Below are 16,572 nucleotides of genomic sequence, written 5' to 3'. Positions count from 1 at the left end.
TTTTGGGTTACATCGTGATTTTAAGATTGACTTAGTTTCATTTGCAACTATTTTCGTGAAATATGTTCTGAAATCGTGATTGTGCAGTCAATGCTCCGCTTTCAGACGGCATATGGGAGGAGAAAACTGTGAAACCGATCAAGTCTATTTCTATTCTGGCAGGGCTGACTGCCACCGCCTTGACCACCATGATCGCCGGTGCTTCATCAGAAGAGCTGGTGTTGTCATCCTGGCTTCCGCCGAAACACCCGATCGTGACCGGCGTCATGCAGCCCTGGGCAGATCAGGTTGAGGAAGCCACCGAAGGCCGCGTGACCGTGCGCATACTGCCAAAACCGCTCGGCCCGCCGCCGGCTCACTATGATTTGGCAGCAGACGGTGTTGCAGACATCACCTACGGACTGCATTCCTTTACCAAGGATGACCGTTTCCTGCGTTCGCGCATCGGCCAGTTCTCTTTCATTGCAGACAACGCAACCGACGGATCCAAAGCCTACTGGGACGTCTACGGTGGTAAACTGGATGCTCAAGGCGAACACGAAGGGACCAAGCTTCTCGGCCTCTGGATCCATGGACCGGGCATGTTCCACAACAACCAGCGCAAGATCGAAAACCCGGAAGATGTCTCGGGCCTGAAAATCCGGACGCCTGGCGGCTACATCGCCGACCTGTCACAAGATCTTGGCATCACCACCCAGTTCATGGGACCGGGCGAAGTCTACGAAAAGCTGTCCCGCGGCGTTATTGACGGGGTCACCTTCCCGATGGAAGCCCTGCAGGCGTTCAAGCTCACGGACTATGTCAAATACTCCATGAAAGTCCCCGGCGGCATCTACAACACGTCCTGGTTCATGGTCATGAACGAAGACATCTGGGATGGCCTGTCCGCGGAAGATCAGGCGGCCATTGAAAAAGTCTCCGGCGCAGCCCTGGCAGAACTGGCAGGCGGTGTCTGGGACGCGGCCGATACGCGCGGCGCAGATTACATCGCCGACAAGGAAGTCGAGGTTTATGACGCTCCCGAGCCCGTCCTTGCGAAAATCAAGGAACTTGCAGCCAAACACGAAGGCACCTGGGCCGATGCGGTCAAGGAGACAGGGTTCGACGGTGCAGCGGCGCTGAGCGAAATGCGGACCCAGACCGGCGTTTCAAACTGATCATGACACCTGTCCCCTCAAAACCAGCTTCGGGCCGGATCGCAAAGATCCGGCGCGGAGCCACTTTTCTACTGGGTCTTGCCTGTCTCCTGGTAATGTCTGCGATGATCGGCCTGACATGTGTGGATGTTATTGCCAGATATGTCTTCAACAGCCCGGTCAGCGGTGCCTATGAACTCACGCAGCTGTTGCTGGCATCTCTTATTTTCCTGGCGCTCCCGCTGACCACGGCGGCAGGCGAACATATCGAAGTTGAGCTTCTGGATGGTCTTAAAAGCCATTTTCTGAAGCGGATCGGAACAGCACTTGCCGGGATCACCACCGTTGCGGTCTTTGCGATCATTGCGATTGAACTGCTGGAGCATGCCGACAAGCTGCAGCGGCGCGAGCAGGTAACGGACTCACTCGAAATTCCGCTTTATCTGATCGGATGGCTCGGAGCCGCCTCTTTTTCGATCTCGGCCATCACGGCCATTTTCTGGTCCCTTAAACGTTTCCAAAATAAGGCCTGACGCGTGCTGGAAGCTCTGATTGGTTTTGTTGCGCTGTTCGCCCTGGTGTTGCTGCGCGTCCCCATCGCTGTCGCAATGATTATAGTCGGAACTGCCGGCTTTGCGGCTTTGCGCAACTGGAACGCCGCGTTGAACCTGCTTGGCAATGCTGCATTCGACACCGGCTTGTCCTTCACCCTGTCGGTTATTCCGCTATTCATCCTGATGGGTAATCTCCTGACAATCTCTGGTGTCAGTCAGTCGCTTTTCAGCACTGCGCATCGCATGCTGCATCGCCTGCCGGGCGGTCTTGCCATGGCTTCAATCGTCGCCTGTGGCGGGTTTTCCGCGGTCTGCGGCTCGTCGCTGGCAACAGCCGCAACCATGTCCAAGGTGGCCATGCCGTCGATGCGCAAGGCCGGTTACGCGGACAGTCTGGCAACCGGTTCGATCGCCGCCGGCGGTACCCTGGGCATTCTGATCCCGCCGAGCGTCATATTGATCATCTATGGCCTTCTGACCGAAGCAGATATCGGCAAACTGTTCATTGCCGGCATCATTCCCGGTCTGCTCGGGGTCCTGTTCTATCTTGCAGCCGTTTACGTTACGGTCCTTTTCAAACCATCCCTTGCCCCTACGGATCATGAAGACATTCCTTTGGAAAGAAAGGACCTGTGGGGCGTTCTGTCGGTTGTCGGTCTTTTCGCCGTGATCATGGTCGGTATCTATGGCGGCTTCTTCACGCCGACCGAGGCAGCCGGGATCGGCGCGGCGACCGCCCTTGTAATCGCATTCGCATCCGGCGGTCTGACTTTCAAGAAACTGTTTACAGCCGGGCTCAACTGCGCCCGCACGACAGCGATGATCTTTGCCATCATCATCGGCGCTGAAGTCTTTTCCAACTTCATCAGCTATGCCGGGGTGCCTGATGCTCTTCTGAACTTTGTTCAGTCGCTGGATGTAAATGCGTATGTGGTGATGCTGGTTCTGGTGCTGATTTACGTGCTGCTGGGTGCAGTGCTTGAAAGCCTCTCCATGATCCTACTCACCGTTCCGGTGTTCTTTCCGCTTGTGACGTCTCTTGATTTCGGCACCGGCATCCTGAGCGATCCGGAAATGGTTCTGATCTGGTTCGGGATCGTGGTGGTGGTGGTGACCGAGATCAGCCTGATCTCCCCACCGATCGGCCTGAATGTCTTCGTTCTGCGCTCGGTTCTGACCGACGTGCCTCTCAGAACCATGTTCGCCGGCATTGTCCCCTTCTGGGTGGCAGACATCCTCAGGCTGGCCCTGCTGATCGCAGTTCCGGCGCTGTCACTGATGTTGATCTGATTAAATGCCAGGATAGGTCCGGAACGCCTCAAACGTTCTGGATCGTCCACGCGGCCATTTCCGCAAAAACACGGTCGGCTGAAGCGTTCATCGCCTCAACAGCCTTCTCGACAGATGTGCTGCCCGCAGGTGTTTCGGCCCGGAACACCTTGGTCGCGACGGTGCGGCCATTGCGGTCGTTGACAACCCTTGCGGAAATCTCGACGACACCGCGACTGGCACCCCCGACCTGAAGTTCAAACGCGCGGATTTCGGTCTGAAGCTGGTAGTCGATCAAAAGCCCATCACCCGGCAAACCGACACCACGCAAGCGTCCTGTGTTCTGCAACGTTTCCTGAAGTTTCGCCTGAACAACATTCGGAAGTGTGTCGGCCCAGGCCGATTTGGGGAAGTAGCTGTAGACCGGTCCACGGTCGACGACCGCAATATAGCTTGTGTCGAGTGCCTTGAGAGCGCGCGGTGGTGCAACAAGGACCTGAACCCGGCTGGATCGACCCTGCAGGCCACCGACATCCGCAGCCCCCAGGCTGTAATAGGCCGAGGGTGTCGCACTGGTGCAAGCGGAGACCATCACGCCAAGCCCGAGAGCGCTCAAGACGCCCCTGCGGGTCATGCCTGTGGTTGCCTTCGTCATTCGCCCCTACCCCCAACAACTCATTTCAATCACCGCCGCCGTCCGCCGGAATAAGTCGGTACATCTTCACCGCCGAAGATCACCCGATTCGGGCTGCGTTCAAAGCTTTCGACCGCGCGCTGGATCGAGATAAGCGTCCGGTTGAACTGGGCCAGGCTCGCCGTCAGGTCGGCCGATCCTTGCGTTGCGAATTTGGACAGCCCTCCGGCAATGGAATCTGCACGGCTCTCGAAGGCCACCGCCACCTTCCGGATCGCCTGTGCGGCAAGCGTTGCTTCCTTGATCAGGCCTTCGCCGTCGCCATCCACCATGGTCGACACTTTTTCGACCAGGCTTTCGACACGTACAGAGGTTGCGTTCAACGTTGCCGTCATCTGCTTGGCATCGGTTATGATCTGGTCAACATCCGGTGTCCGTTTGGAAAGATTGTCCGTCATCTCCTGAACATTGTCGGCAGCCTGGCGCGCACTCTGAAGGATCGCCGGAATACCGTCCTGCTGATCGGCAAGACCGGATGCCGCGGTTTCGACAGATCCGACAATGTTGGCGACTTTTTCAGGATCGACGGCCTTCAACAGATCATCCGCCGTCTGCAGCGTTTCAGCAAAGCGCTCTGCTGCGGCCTGAACATCCGTGATCAGGGCCGCAATCCGGTCATCCTGTCCACGAACGGTCGCCGACACCGCTTCGAAATTCTGAACCGTCGATTTGGTTGAGGCGATGATCTCGTTGATCTCGCCCTGCTGATTGTTCAGATTGTCGATGATATCGGCGACACCGTCTACCGCACTGCCGACACGCTGCGGATCAACGCTTGCCAGGAATTCATCGACGCGCAGAAGAGACACGTTAAGACCGGCTGTGAAACTGTCGACGGAGGCAACAACCTGTTCGATCTGCAACGGATCAATGGCCGCGGCAATTTCGACACCACGGCTCATGATGGCATCGACTTTTAACACCACTTCCCGACTGCCATCCAGAATGTCGGAGATTGCACCTTCGCGCTGCTGAACCGTTTCGACAATGTCATTGACGTTCTGCATGGTTTCGCTGGTTGCGGTAATCAGTTTTTCAATGTCGCCCGAACGTTTCTGAAGAACCTCACCCAGAGCCGACGCTCCCTTCATGACTTCTTCAACGTCTTCTGGCTTCACAGCTTTGACAATGTTCTGAACATGTCCGAGACCGTCATTCAGCCGTTTGGTGAAGTCTTCGAGTTCCTTCGCTGCATTCTGGGCATCCGACATCAGAAGATCGATGTCGTTGCTCGCATCTCCCAGGCTGGCGGAAAATTTCTGCAGGTCATCGACGATTGCAGTGACCTTGTCTGACGGGACTGCGGCCAGAAGCCGTTCCCCTTGATCAACCAGCTTTTCAAGACGACCGGACAGGCTGGAAAAAGCCTCCGATGCCTTGCCGATGCTGGCCATGAAGTCCTTCACCCCATCGGAGTTCGCCGCCAGAGCAGCGGAAAATGTCTCGACGTTGCCAAGTGTCTTGGTAATGACCGGCCCATTGTCCTTGAGCAGATCATCAATGGTTTTCATCGTCGAATCCGCACGTTTCAATACATCTCGCGCCCCGTCGACAATGTCGTCGAAAAACGACCGCTCCGCATAAATGACAGGAACTGCGCCATTTTCGCTATCTGCGCTAAGCAGCAACGGCGACGAAGAGGTGCCTCCGCTCAGATCAACATAGGCAACGCCCGTCAGACCAGTGAAATTCAAAGTGGCCTTGGTATCTTTGCGCAAGGGAGTGCTTGGCTTGATGCCGACCGTTGCCACAACCTTGGTCGGGTCGTCCGGCGCAAAATCCAGCGATTTGACATCGCCGACCTTGATACCGTTGAACAGCACCTGGCCACCGACGGGAAGTCCTGTCACCGGTCCGGGATAGACGATCTTGAGCGGCACATTCTGACGGGATTCAGCTGTCACGGCGAGCCAGTACACGAAGCCGAAAGCGCCGATCAGGATGGCTACCATGAAAGCACCGATCAGAATGTAATTCGCGCGGGTTTCCATTCAGTCCAACCTATACTCGGCGCATTGCCCGTTCACCCCTGAAATAAGATTTAATCCAGGGATCGTCGTTTTTCATCATTTCATCCAGTGTTCCGATGGCCAGAACACGCTTATTCCCAAGAACTGCAATGCGATCGCAGATAGAATGCAGGCTATCGAGATCATGTGTGACCATATAGACGGTCAATCCAAGGGTCGAACTGAGATTTGCAATCAGCGAATCAAAGGCTGCCGCCCCGATCGGGTCGAGCCCTGAGGTCGGCTCGTCCAGAAACACCAAATCCGGGTCCAGTGCAAGTGCGCGCGCCAGGCTCGCTCGCTTGACCATGCCGCCGGAGAGTTCCGCAGGCAGTTTGTCCGCAGCATCCTGAGGTAGGCCCACCAGTTCAAGCTTCAATGTCGCCAGCTCATCCATCAGCTCGGGCGACAGATTCAGGTACTCGCGCATCGGCACCTGAATATTCTGCTTGACCGTCAGCGAAGAAAACAAGGCACCTTGCTGAAACAGGACACCCCAACGGCGTTCGATCGCCTTGCGCTCCTGGGCGTTGGCGGTCGACAAATCATGTCCGAAAACCGAAATCGACCCGGATCGTTTGGGTGTCAGCCCGAGAATCGTGCGCATCAACACCGATTTACCGGTACCGGACCCACCGACAAACCCGAGAACTTCTCCACGGCGCACATCCAGGCTGAGATCCTGAAGGATGATTTTGCTGCCGAACCCGACCGTGACATCGCGCACCGAAAGCACGTTTTCCGAACCGTCGGCCGTTGAAGCGGCGTGATCTGCAATGTCTTGGGTTTCGGTCAATGCCATAAAGAAGATCACACTCCGATGGCGGCAAAAAACACCGCGAAAATACCGTCCACGACAATCACCAGGAAGATCGCCTTCACGACGGACATGGTGGTGTGACGGCCGAGAGATTCGGACGACCCTTCCACTTTCAACCCTTCCACGCAGGCGATCAATCCCACGATCAGGGCCATGAATGGTGCCTTTACAAGCCCGACAACCAGCGTTTCCATCGTAATGGCAGCCTGAAGCTGTGTCAGAAAGGCAGCCGGTGGAATATCCAGATATGCCCAGGTAATCAGACCAGACCCGAAAAGAGCCGCAATATCCGCGATAAACGTGAGGATCGGCAACGCGATCATGAGCGCTAAAATACGCGGAAGCACAAGGACTTCCGTCACGCTCAGACCGATCACATGCAATGCGTCTATCTCTTCCTGCATGCGCATGGATCCGAGTTCCGCCGTGAAGGCCGACCCGGATCGACCGGCGACCATGATCGCCGTCAGAATCACCCCGATTTCCCGCAGGACCAGAATACCGGCAAGGTCGACAACAAAGATGTCGGCGCCAAACTGCTTGAGATAAAAGCCGCCTTGCTGGGAAATGATTGCGCCGATCAGGAAACTCATCAGAGCGACGATCGGCACAGCTCCGATGCAACTCTTGTCGAACTGCACGGCGATCGAAATACTGCGCAGACGCTTTGGTTGCAGCAGCACCGTGGACATGACAAGCCCCAGCGAGCCGAGAATATGCAGCATCGCCAGGCCGTCTTTGTAAACGTCCACCATCTGCCGGCCGGTCGCCTCCAGGAAACCGGCGATCGAAAATCCGTTTCGTTCCGGCTTGTAGCTTGGCGGATGGTGCTGTTCGATCTCGTCGAACAGCATCTGGCGCACGGGCGATACACCAGTCAGACCGACCTTTCGACCTGAAAACTCAAGGCGACCTCGTGTGCGGTGGATGAGCCACGCGCCACTTGTGTCCAGATGTTCGATCTTTGAAACGTCGATGCAGGTCAGCCTGTCCTTGGCAAGATCCAGTTTGCCGAGCTCGGTTTCCGCATCCCCGATGGTGCTGACGGTCCAGTCTCCCGAGAGCGCAAGGAACTGATGATCGGACCCATCCGCCTCCAGTTGCATCTCTGGCGCAATGTTTTTTTCCAAGAATGCCATTCAGGAGAGTTGCCTCTTGCCGCTTGTTCTACAACCCTCGTATACCTGATGGACAAGTTTAACGTCCAGCAGCCACTTGAAAGCTTTGTCCATGGAAATTGCGCGTCCCTATCTTTTGTTCCTTGGTGATGTCCCCGATACCCTGGCGGCAAAAACCGCAATCGGCATCGTGGACTGGCGCAGAGACTGGTGTATCGGTCAGGTTCGCCTTCCCGGTTGTGTCGCCGATACCGGGCTTTCCGATATGACCATCCCTGAAGGAGCATCGGCCGGGGCAAGAACGCTGATCATAGGCGCGGTGAATGCCGGCGGCCGGCTTCCCGACCACTGGATCGCCTCGATCGTCGAAGCGCTGGAAGCAGGTCTCGACGTTGCCTCAGGTCTCCATGTCAGATTGAGCGATTTTCCCGAAATCAGGCAAGCAGCCGAAAAACACGGCTGTCAGCTGCATGACGTTCGCCACAACTCCATGAGTTTTGCCACCGGCAAAGGCACCAAACGTCCGGGAAAACGTATTCTCGCCGTAGGAACCGATTGTTCGGTCGGCAAGAAATATACAGCCCTTGCCATGGACAAGGCCATGAATGAGCGCGGTTACAAGAGTTCCTTCTGCGCAACCGGCCAGACCGGCGTTTTCATTTCCGGTCGTGGGGTTGCGCTTGACGCGGTTGTTGCCGACTTCATTTCAGGTGCCGCCGAATGGCTGTCTCCGGCAACTGACGAAGATCACTGGCAAATTGTCGAAGGTCAGGGTTCCCTGTTCCACCCCTCGTTTGCCGGTGTGACGCTTGGACTGCTGCACGGCTCCCAGCCGGACGGCTTCATTGTCTGTCATGAACCGACCCGAACGACGATGCGCGGAGTGGAAACACCGCTGCCGACGATCCAACAAGTTATCGACATGACCATTCAGTGTGGCCAATTGACCAATCCGGACATCCGCTGTGTCGGTATCGCTGTTAACACGACCGCACTCGATGACGACGAAGCACTCGCTTATCTGGCAAAGGTTGGTGAAAAGCACGGCCTGCCGGCAACCGATCCGGTACGATACGGAATGGAAGCGATTGTGGACAAGGTATCCGCGGAGTTTGGAACACCATGAGTCTTGCCGTCGAAATTACCGCTGAACGATTCGAGATCGCTGGCGGCTTCACGATCTCCCGTGGTTCACGCACGCATGCGCAAGTCGTTGTGGTTTCCCTAAACGATGGAATGCATTTCGGGCGCGGCGAGTGCGTTCCTTATCCACGCTACGGTGAATCGCTCGAAAGCGTGCAGACCCAGATCGAGGAAATCACACCGCTTTTGAAAGAAGGACTGTCCCGGGTGGCATTGCTTGAGGCAATGCCGGCAGGTGCTGCCCGCAACGCGGTTGACTGCGCTCTCTGGGATCTGGAAGCCAAACAAACAGGAAAAAGCGCATCTGAACTTGCCGGCATCGGTGAATTGAAGCCGGTAACCACTGCCTTCACCATAAGTGTCGGCACCCCGGAAACGATGGCCGAAAAGACCCGTGCGGCGGCACATCGGCCGCTTCTGAAGGTCAAACTGGCGGGTCCAGGCGATGACGAGCGGATTTCAGCGGTTCGCCATGCCGCCCCTGACAGCACACTTGTGGTTGATGCAAATGAAGCCTGGGATGACAGCTGCTTTGAAAAAAACATGGCTGCGTGTCAGGCGGCAGGCGTTGCCCTGATTGAACAACCCCTGCCTTCAAAGGCAGATGGTCTTCTTGCCGAAATCGAACGATCCGTCACGATTTGCGCCGACGAAAGTCTTCACCCGGGCAAAAGCCTCGATGGGCTGCGGGAGAAGTACGACGCCGTCAATATCAAGCTCGACAAGGCCGGTGGTCTGACCGAAGCCTTGAAACTCTTCGAGGAAGCCAGGGCTGCCGACTTCAAGATCATGATCGGTTGCATGCTCGGAACCTCCCTCGCGATGGCCCCTGCTGTCCTGGTGGCACAGCACGCGGATTTCGTGGATCTCGACGGGCCGTTGCTGCTTTCTGAAGATCGGTCACCGGGATTGATATTTGAAGGCAGTGTGCTTTATCCGCCGGTCCCTGCGCTCTGGGGCTAAGACCGCTTATGCGTTAGAGGCGGTGTTTTCTCAAACTGCCTCTGCCATGCGCCGGCGCACAAGTGGCGTCAGCACAAGCATTGCAACAACGCCGACTACCGATGCAGCTGCCATGACATAGAACGGCGCGTCGGGATTGGCATCGAAAAGTTCGCCGGAAACGCTGAGGCCGATTGCCATCTGGATGCCGATGGAGGTTGCCAGAAGGCCCTGACCTGTCCCGGCCCAACGGCTCGGAACGACCTTGGCCAGAATAGCAACTGCGCCAAGATGCGACGCGCCGAAAGTCAGACCATGCAGAAGCTGAAGCGCGGCCATCGAGCCCAATGTGTCGGCAAAGGGAAACAGCCCCCAACGCACTATCGCGGCCAGACCGGCAACGACCAGAAATACCGGCGGATCAAACCGCAGGGCCAACTTACCGGCGATTGTGAAAAGGGCGATTTCTGCTACGACCCCCGTTGCCCAGAGGACACCGATAGCAAAGTCCGGCACATCCATCGCCTGCCAGTAGATCGTGCCAAAGCCGTAAAACGCCGCATGCGTTGCCTGAAACAGTCCCAGCACGCCAAGAACAGGCCAGAACCAGACATGTTTGAACGGCGCTTCCGATTCGGCTGCTGAAGTATCGGTGTGCCGGTCATCTCGTTGCTGTCGTGGCAAGGACATCGCAACCACGCCCGTCAAGACAGCCGCCAAGGCAATCAGAACCAGGATCAGCCAGGACGAAGTGGCCGCGGCAAAGGCTCCTCCGACCAGATTGGCCGCAACAAATCCGGCTGACCCCCATAATCGCATGCGGGCATAGTCAGCACCTTCATTGCGCGCGACATCCAATGCATAGGCATCGCTGAGCGGCAAGACTGGAGCCTTGATGATCATGTAGCCAATGACGGACACCGACACGACTGCGAGACCACCTGGAACAGAAAAGAATGCAATGAACGCTGCGCCGATCAGCGAATAGACGAGGATCAGCAATCGCCTCTGGCCTGTCCGGTCCGCAACATTGGAAAGAATCGGGCTTGCCGCAATTCGGGCAATCGTGCCCGCACCCAGAATAAAGCCGATTTCCGCTGCACTCAGTCCCCGTCCCTCCAGAACCACCGGAAAAAACGGCAGAAAGAGGCCAAAACCAAAAAAGTGAACCGCAAACAATGCGGACACCCGAGTTCCGATGCTGGAGGTGGTTTTGATCATGGAAATATTGTCAAGGTTTGGGCCTCAAGGAATGTTAACGATTTTCACCTTACCTTTGAGGCGAAGTTGTCCGTGTTACGGCAACAAACGACCCTTAGGCAAGTTGAGATTCGCGGCCATATGAAAGCGGAAGCATTACAGGAAGAGCCAGGGCTGATCGGCGAAGCCGAATATCAGACTCTTGAACAAACCCTGATGGAATCCGACCGCGGGCGTCGGTTCCTGAAGGAATTCCTCAATCGTCACCACACTCCGGAAACAACGGAAATCCTGACCGCGATCCAGCGGCTGGAAAAAGTCGTGACACGGCAGCGCAAAGTCCCGGACCTCGACAAGATCCGTCTCGACATTGCCGATATGCACGAGGCGATCGAACGGACAAAAGCCGAAATCGCCAACATCAAGGCCGAGGAAGACGAAAGCAATCGCTTTATGGATGCCTCGCATGAGCTTGACGCCATCGTGACGCAGACCGAAGGGGCGACCCAGTCCATTCTTGAAGCGGCCGAGCAGATCCAGGAAAAAGCCTGGGTTTTGCGGGAAAACGGTGCCGATGATGCCGCCTGTGATGACATCGATGCCAAGGCGACGGAAATCTTCATGGCCTGCTCCTTCCAGGATCTGACGGGCCAGCGCACCAACAAGGTTGTCCAGGTCCTGCGCTATCTCGAAAGCCGCATCAACCTGATGATCAACATCTGGGGCATTGAGGAGCTGGATGCTGATGATGAGGCAGGTCCCGTCGACAGCCGACCGGATGCCCACCTCCTGAACGGCCCGCAGCTCGAAGGCGGAGGTGTATGCCAGAACAGTGTCGATGAGCTGATGTCTGTCAGTGACGACGTGTTCAATGCAGCAATGGAAGAAACCAACGCTGACGCTGCGGTCGAACCACCGGTGACAGTCGCAGAGGTCGACAATGACGCGGACGTTGACGCCATCATGGCGAGCGACGCCGACATAGATGCGATCATGGCTGGTGGCGACGAACCTATGGACGCCGCTGCAATCGACGATATGTTCGCAGCATCCCCGCTTGAAGAAGAGGTCCATGCCACCTCTGACGACGATGACCAAATTGCGGCTGCCAACCTTGACGCCACGCTCGACGAAGCCGCAATCGAAAAACTGTTCGACAGCGAAGCCGAAACGGTCGCTGAAGAAGCCGATGCGGATGCTGAGTGGGAAATGACCGAAGAAGCTTCGGAAGAAGAAGGTAGCGACCCACTGCAGCAACTTTCGGAAGCAGAACGTCAGGCACTCTTCAACTGATCGAACCGATCGAAAGCACAAAAGGCGTTGCCGATGGCAGCGCCTTTTTGTTATCGGGGATCAGGCACAACCATCTTACTTTTTGAATTGGCGCATAACAGGCAGTTCGGGTCTTGACCGCCAGGTACAGAAACCGCCAGATAGTTCCGCACGCGACTGGCGATTGAGATGGAGCACCATCGGGAAGCGTACATGGATTGAGCCGTTCGCCTGGGCCATTGGAGATATCCAATCAACTTCCCCAGGGAGCGCCCAGATGCAAGCGACTGACATTGACGGCAAAGCTTACGCCGACAACCTATCCAACCGTATTTCCTCCATTCTCCCCTCTTTTGAAAATCGAACTGGTAGAATGCCCGGACTGGCCGTCGTTCTGGTCGGCTCTGATCCAGCAAGCGAAATCTATGTGCGTAGCAAAAACCGCAAAGCACAGAACCTGGGAATGGAGAGTTTCGTATACACGCTTGCCGAAACCACAAGCCAATCAGACCTTCTGACGCATATTGAGGCTCTGAATGCCGATGACCGGGTTGATGGTATTTTGGTGCAACTTCCGCTGCCCGCCCATCTCGATGAAATGGAAGTGATCAATGCGATCGATCCTGACAAAGATGTCGACGGATTGCACCCGGTAAATTCCGGACGCCTCCTGGCAGGATGTCCGGGTTTTGTGTCCTGCACCCCGCTTGGGTGTCTGATGCTGTTGCGCGATCACCTCGGCAAGTTGGCTGGAATGGACGCCATCGTGATCGGGCGTTCAATTCTCGTTGGCAAGCCTATGGCTCAGCTTCTGTTGAACGAAAACTGCACTGTCACATGCGCACATTCCAGAACAGAACAACTGGCACAAAAAGCGCGGCAGGCCGATATCGTAGTCTCGGCTGTTGGCAAGGCCGGATTTGTCAAGGAAGACTGGATCAAGCCCGGGGCGACAATAATTGACGTCGGCACAACAAAAGTCGTGATTGACGGTCGAAAGCGGCTTCTCGGCGATGTGGACTATCAAGCCGTCAGGGAAATTGCAGGGGCGATTACCCCCGTCCCCGGAGGGGTGGGGCCAATGACGATCGCAGTGCTGATGCACAATACGCTATTGGCGGCGCATCGGCGCTCGGGACTGGAAGCTCCAGCGCTTTGATAACTCGTCAGAAATTTAGGTGATCTCTCGGGTAGCGCTGTCTCTCACTGGTGATCCGTCTTGATCCCTCAGAAACCAGTTCGCTGATACTCCAACAGGTCGTAACGGCCTGCATCCCTGCGAACCTCTCCAGTTGCATCGAGCAGAGACATCTGCTCGAGGTCGAAACAAGCATGGCAGACAACTTCATGAGCGGTCTGCCACGCTGCTGCTACACAGAACCGGGCTTATGCGTTCGCGCCGATCTTGCGGAAAAACTGATCCGCTTCTTCACCCAAACTGGCCGCCTGATCCTTGAGTGCACTGGACATGTTTTCAATCGCGCTGACGGTACCTTCGACGCTCTTGACAGAAACCCGCACCGCTGAAATTTCATCGGTGAAAGCCTGTGTCCCTTGGGCTGCAACCTGGACATTGGAAGAAATCTCAGCCGTAGCAGCCGCCTGCTGCTCCACAGCAGCAGCAATGCTTGTTGCAATTTTGGAGAGGTCGCCAATGGTCGCGGTGATCTCTTCGATATCCTGGACGGATTCCTGCGTTGCCTGCTGAATGCTGGCGATCTGTTCGGTAATGTCTTCAGTTGCCTTGGTGGTCTGACTTGCCAGTTCCTTCACCTCGGCTGCAACTACCGCGAAACCCTTGCCCATTTCCCCCGCCCGGGCCGCCTCGATTGTGGCGTTGAGCGCAAGCAGGTTTGTCTGACCGGCAATATCGGAAATCAAACCGATCACCGAACCGACCTGCTCGGCAAATCCGGCGAGTTTCGTAACCGATGCATTGGTGCTCTGAGCACCGGCAACCGCTCGTCTTGCCATTTCACGCGATTGTCCGGCTTGACGGCCTATTTCCGTGATAGACGCAGACATCTCTTCCGTCGCTGTAGCACTCGACTGGACACCGCTCGCGGTTTCTGCAGACGACGCATCCATGTTAAGCATCCGCTCGCCGATGGCACCGGTTTCCTGGCTCATGCTGTGAGAAGACGTTTCAAGCTCTTCAGAGGCCGTTCCGAGCGCTCCAACAGCGCTGCCGAGCGCATCTTCGAAAGAAGATATCGCCTCTTTCATCTCTTCTTCTCGAGAGACGGCGTCAGCGACCATTTTCTCATGGTAGGTCGAGATCGCAAGGTCCATATCCAGCATCACAAGCTTGGTAATGACGTTGATTGCGTCCACCCGCCTGCTCGACGTCATGAAACGCTTTTTCAGCAAGATGTTCGTCAACTGCGTCAGGATGAAGGAATAGCCGCCGATATACCAGCTCGGCTCCAGTCCGATTTTCACGTGCGCCAGACCAATCCGCACCGAACGTTCCAGATAGGCCTCGCTGGGACCATCCTTGTAAAGGCTTTTCCAGTGATCCAGCTGAGCCGCAACGAGTCGCGGCTGACTGTCTCCAATGAGTGCCGACAGGCGTGGAACGGTTTTCACATGCGCATAAAATGCCTGGATAACTTCCGGCATGTCCGGCTCGATCAGCGACCACACCGCCCGAGCCAAAGCCCTGTCGTCCTCGGAAAACCGGAAAAACTCCAGTCGCTCTTTGATGTTGCTCTTTTGCATTCCAGCCCAATACTCCAATGAAATGCACCACAATTGAAAGGCGGCAGATATACAACCGGAATCAACAACTCGTTAATTCCGCACTTCGTAATTCTACCAAGCAAACAAACGATACTTCCCGTCTGCGAGCGAAGTAACGGAACAACTCCCAATGGAACACCTATCCAATTGGAGTATCTTAATTTTGCTTGCTTGAAGAAGAAGTTTCACTCGTCCGCCAAGTATCAAGACGCCACTACTCACCTGAACACTCAAGACAGTGTTCAAGATCTAAGTTTCGTTCCCTGGTTTTTGCAGTAGAGGTAACGCCCCTAAAGCCAAGTTAACGCGACAGGGCCTTTAACAACATCTTCGGATCGATGTTGCCACCCGTCAGAACCAGGCCCACGTTTTTTCCCTTTAGAGGCAATTTGCCGCAAAGAACAGCCGCAAGCGCAGCAGCTCCACCCGGCTCGACAACAAGTTTTAACTCCGTGAACGCAAACGCGACGGCATCCAAAACCTCTTCATCGCTCACTGTTACACCTTCACCCGCAAGCTGACGAAGAATGGAGAAGCCAATTTCTCCCGGGGTCTCCGACAGCAATGCATCGCAGATCGATCCAGATTTGGCTGAATTTGAGAGAAGTGCTCCAGCTTCCAACGACCGTTTGTAATCGTCGAAGAGTGCCGGTTCGACCGTGTGAAAAACGGTCTCCGGGGACTTGAACGCCAACGCCAAAGCAATGCCACTGGACAGCCCGCCGCCACCGGTACAGGCCAGCACATCATCCAGCACCACGCCGTTTTGAGCGGCTTGGTCAGCCAGCTCCAACCCGACAGTTCCCTGCCCTGCAATCACGGCAGGGTCATTGAAGGGATGAACAAAGGTAGCGTCTGTTTCGGCGCAGAGCCGGGCAGCAATTGCTTCCCGGTCTTCGTTTTCCCGGTCATATGTCACGACCCTCGCACCATAGCCACGTGTGCGTTCCAGCTTAATGACAGGTGCATCGGCAGGCATAACGATGGTCGCAGGCATTCCCAACAGCTGCGCGCTGGCCGCAACACCCTGGGCATGGTTGCCGGAAGAGCAGGCAACAACGCCGTTGGCCCGTTCTGCCTCCGGGATCTGCTTCAGGCAATTATAGGCGCCGCGAAACTTGAACGAGCCACTGCGCTGCAAGCTCTCCGGCTTTATGAAGACATGTGCGCCCGTTCGCTCGTCAAGCACCGGATGACGGATGAGCGGCGTCAGAACAGCTTCTCCGCGGATGCGTGTTGCGGCAGCTTCAACATCCTCGATGGAAACCACTTTCCCCGAATAGGATTTCGTCTTGTTCTGGTCCGGTCGGGAGTCGACGTTTGTCATCGGTACACCTTTGAAGAAGCGTTGTTTTTGTTCCAATGACTTATCAGAATTCGTTTCGAACTCAATGTGCCTGGAAACAAATATCGGGTTCCGGTTCCAAAGGCTAAGATGAAAGAGGAAAGAGGGACGCAGCCACTCCGGCATTGGTGGAAACCGACCACTGAGACCAGTTGGTTTCCTGAGCCTAGTCGGACACGTATCCCACTCAGCCTGATTATTCCGCCGCCTTTGCACGGCTGAACTGGCTGTTGTGGAGGTCCCGGGCTTCGATGCAATTGTCCAGGAACTGCCGAGCGCTCGCCGCCCAGGTATAGTTCATTGCAATCTTCCGACAATGATCACGCGG

At 55.9% G+C, this 16,572-nt stretch carries 14 protein-coding genes and 1 riboswitch; of the genes, 7 read left to right on the top strand and 7 right to left on the bottom strand.

The window, feature by feature from the left end:
* Positions 1-128 precede the first annotated feature (128 nt).
* From K5905_RS00945 to K5905_RS00935, 3 genes are read left to right on the top strand one after another with little or no spacing between them, the layout of a single operon-like run.
* Positions 129-1,157, top strand: a complete 1,029-nt coding sequence (locus K5905_RS00945; RefSeq protein WP_297579107.1) for a TRAP transporter substrate-binding protein — start codon at positions 129-131, stop codon at positions 1,155-1,157.
* Positions 1,158-1,159: 2 nt separating this feature from the next.
* Positions 1,160-1,669 carry a TRAP transporter small permease gene (locus tag K5905_RS00940; protein ID WP_297579104.1) on the top strand — a complete coding sequence of 170 codons (510 nt, stop codon included), beginning with the start codon at positions 1,160-1,162 and terminating at the stop codon, positions 1,667-1,669.
* Between the two features lie 3 nt (positions 1,670-1,672).
* Positions 1,673-2,980, top strand: coding sequence for a TRAP transporter large permease (locus K5905_RS00935; protein WP_297579102.1), 1,308 nt, complete (start codon positions 1,673-1,675; stop codon positions 2,978-2,980).
* Positions 2,981-3,008: 28 nt separating this feature from the next.
* On the opposite strand, the gene K5905_RS00930 is transcribed toward K5905_RS00935, so the two are convergent.
* From K5905_RS00930 to K5905_RS00915, 4 genes are read right to left on the bottom strand one after another with little or no spacing between them, the layout of a single operon-like run.
* A complete protein-coding gene (locus K5905_RS00930; RefSeq protein ID WP_297579099.1) occupies positions 3,009-3,614 on the bottom strand; it encodes an ABC-type transport auxiliary lipoprotein family protein in 606 nt (201 codons plus the stop codon).
* A 29-nt stretch (positions 3,615-3,643) separates the two neighbouring features.
* On the bottom strand, positions 3,644-5,644 hold the full coding sequence (locus K5905_RS00925) for an MlaD family protein (RefSeq protein ID WP_297579096.1): 2,001 nt from the start codon (positions 5,642-5,644) through the stop codon (positions 3,644-3,646).
* A gap of 10 nt (positions 5,645-5,654) precedes the next feature.
* Positions 5,655-6,464, bottom strand: a complete 810-nt coding sequence (locus tag K5905_RS00920) for an ABC transporter ATP-binding protein (RefSeq protein WP_297579093.1) — start codon at positions 6,462-6,464, stop codon at positions 5,655-5,657.
* 8 nt (positions 6,465-6,472) lie between these two features.
* A complete protein-coding gene (locus tag K5905_RS00915) occupies positions 6,473-7,621 on the bottom strand; it encodes an ABC transporter permease (RefSeq protein ID WP_297579090.1) in 1,149 nt (382 codons plus the stop codon).
* Positions 7,622-7,712: 91 nt separating this feature from the next.
* On the opposite strand from K5905_RS00915, the gene dgcN reads away from it, so the two are divergent.
* Both dgcN and dgcA read left to right on the top strand, forming a co-directional pair.
* Positions 7,713-8,726 carry an N-acetyltransferase DgcN gene (gene dgcN, locus K5905_RS00910; protein ID WP_297579087.1) on the top strand — a complete coding sequence of 338 codons (1,014 nt, stop codon included), beginning with the start codon at positions 7,713-7,715 and terminating at the stop codon, positions 8,724-8,726.
* Positions 8,723-9,706 carry an N-acetyl-D-Glu racemase DgcA gene (gene dgcA, locus K5905_RS00905; protein WP_297579085.1) on the top strand — a complete coding sequence of 328 codons (984 nt, stop codon included), beginning with the start codon at positions 8,723-8,725 and terminating at the stop codon, positions 9,704-9,706. The genes dgcN and dgcA overlap by 4 nt, the downstream gene beginning before the upstream one ends.
* A gap of 30 nt (positions 9,707-9,736) precedes the next feature.
* On the opposite strand, the gene K5905_RS00900 is transcribed toward dgcA, so the two are convergent.
* Complete coding sequence (locus K5905_RS00900; protein WP_297579082.1) at positions 9,737-10,906, bottom strand: MFS transporter; 1,170 nt, start codon at positions 10,904-10,906, stop codon at positions 9,737-9,739.
* Positions 10,907-11,026: 120 nt separating this feature from the next.
* Here K5905_RS00900 and K5905_RS00895 point away from each other — a divergent pair, with 120 nt between their 5' ends.
* Positions 11,027-12,178, top strand: a complete 1,152-nt coding sequence (locus tag K5905_RS00895; protein WP_297579079.1) for a protein phosphatase CheZ — start codon at positions 11,027-11,029, stop codon at positions 12,176-12,178.
* Between the two features lie 142 nt (positions 12,179-12,320).
* A riboswitch (ZMP/ZTP riboswitch) is annotated at positions 12,321-12,401 on the top strand.
* Positions 12,402-12,434: 33 nt separating this feature from the next.
* Positions 12,435-13,316, top strand: coding sequence for a bifunctional methylenetetrahydrofolate dehydrogenase/methenyltetrahydrofolate cyclohydrolase FolD (folD, locus tag K5905_RS00890; RefSeq protein ID WP_297579076.1), 882 nt, complete (start codon positions 12,435-12,437; stop codon positions 13,314-13,316).
* A 227-nt stretch (positions 13,317-13,543) separates the two neighbouring features.
* Here the strand turns inward: folD and K5905_RS00885 are convergent, their stop codons facing one another.
* Both K5905_RS00885 and K5905_RS00880 read right to left on the bottom strand, forming a co-directional pair.
* The gene (locus tag K5905_RS00885; RefSeq protein WP_297579074.1) at positions 13,544-14,878 is read right to left on the bottom strand and encodes a globin-coupled sensor protein; all 1,335 of its coding nucleotides are present in this window, start codon (positions 14,876-14,878) and stop codon (positions 13,544-13,546) included.
* Positions 14,879-15,200: 322 nt separating this feature from the next.
* Positions 15,201-16,226, bottom strand: coding sequence for a threonine/serine dehydratase (locus tag K5905_RS00880; protein WP_297579070.1), 1,026 nt, complete (start codon positions 16,224-16,226; stop codon positions 15,201-15,203).
* Positions 16,227-16,572 lie beyond the last annotated feature (346 nt).

This window comes from Roseibium sp. (genome assembly GCF_025698965.1).
Lineage (GTDB): Bacteria > Pseudomonadota > Alphaproteobacteria > Rhizobiales > Stappiaceae > Roseibium.
Note: the sequence above shows the minus strand (reverse complement) of the source record. Positions and strands in the feature narration are given on the sequence as shown.

What these genes read in the sequence shown, in the direction of transcription:
- K5905_RS00940 (WP_297579104.1), top strand. Translation starts at nt 1,160, where the DNA reads ATGACACCTGTCCCCTCAAAACCAGCTTCGGGCCGGATCGCAAAGATC.
- K5905_RS00930 (WP_297579099.1), bottom strand. Translation starts at nt 3,614, where the DNA reads ATGACGAAGGCAACCACAGGCATGACCCGCAGGGGCGTCTTGAGCGCT.
- K5905_RS00925 (WP_297579096.1), bottom strand. Translation starts at nt 5,644, where the DNA reads ATGGAAACCCGCGCGAATTACATTCTGATCGGTGCTTTCATGGTAGCC.
- K5905_RS00920 (WP_297579093.1), bottom strand. Translation starts at nt 6,464, where the DNA reads ATGGCATTGACCGAAACCCAAGACATTGCAGATCACGCCGCTTCAACG.
- K5905_RS00915 (WP_297579090.1), bottom strand. Translation starts at nt 7,621, where the DNA reads ATGGCATTCTTGGAAAAAAACATTGCGCCAGAGATGCAACTGGAGGCG.
- dgcN (WP_297579087.1), top strand. Translation starts at nt 7,713, where the DNA reads ATGGAAATTGCGCGTCCCTATCTTTTGTTCCTTGGTGATGTCCCCGAT.
- dgcA (WP_297579085.1), top strand. Translation starts at nt 8,723, where the DNA reads ATGAGTCTTGCCGTCGAAATTACCGCTGAACGATTCGAGATCGCTGGC.
- K5905_RS00900 (WP_297579082.1), bottom strand. Translation starts at nt 10,906, where the DNA reads ATGATCAAAACCACCTCCAGCATCGGAACTCGGGTGTCCGCATTGTTT.
- K5905_RS00895 (WP_297579079.1), top strand. Translation starts at nt 11,027, where the DNA reads ATGAAAGCGGAAGCATTACAGGAAGAGCCAGGGCTGATCGGCGAAGCC.
- folD (WP_297579076.1), top strand. Translation starts at nt 12,435, where the DNA reads ATGCAAGCGACTGACATTGACGGCAAAGCTTACGCCGACAACCTATCC.
- K5905_RS00885 (WP_297579074.1), bottom strand. Translation starts at nt 14,878, where the DNA reads ATGCAAAAGAGCAACATCAAAGAGCGACTGGAGTTTTTCCGGTTTTCC.
- K5905_RS00880 (WP_297579070.1), bottom strand. Translation starts at nt 16,226, where the DNA reads ATGACAAACGTCGACTCCCGACCGGACCAGAACAAGACGAAATCCTAT.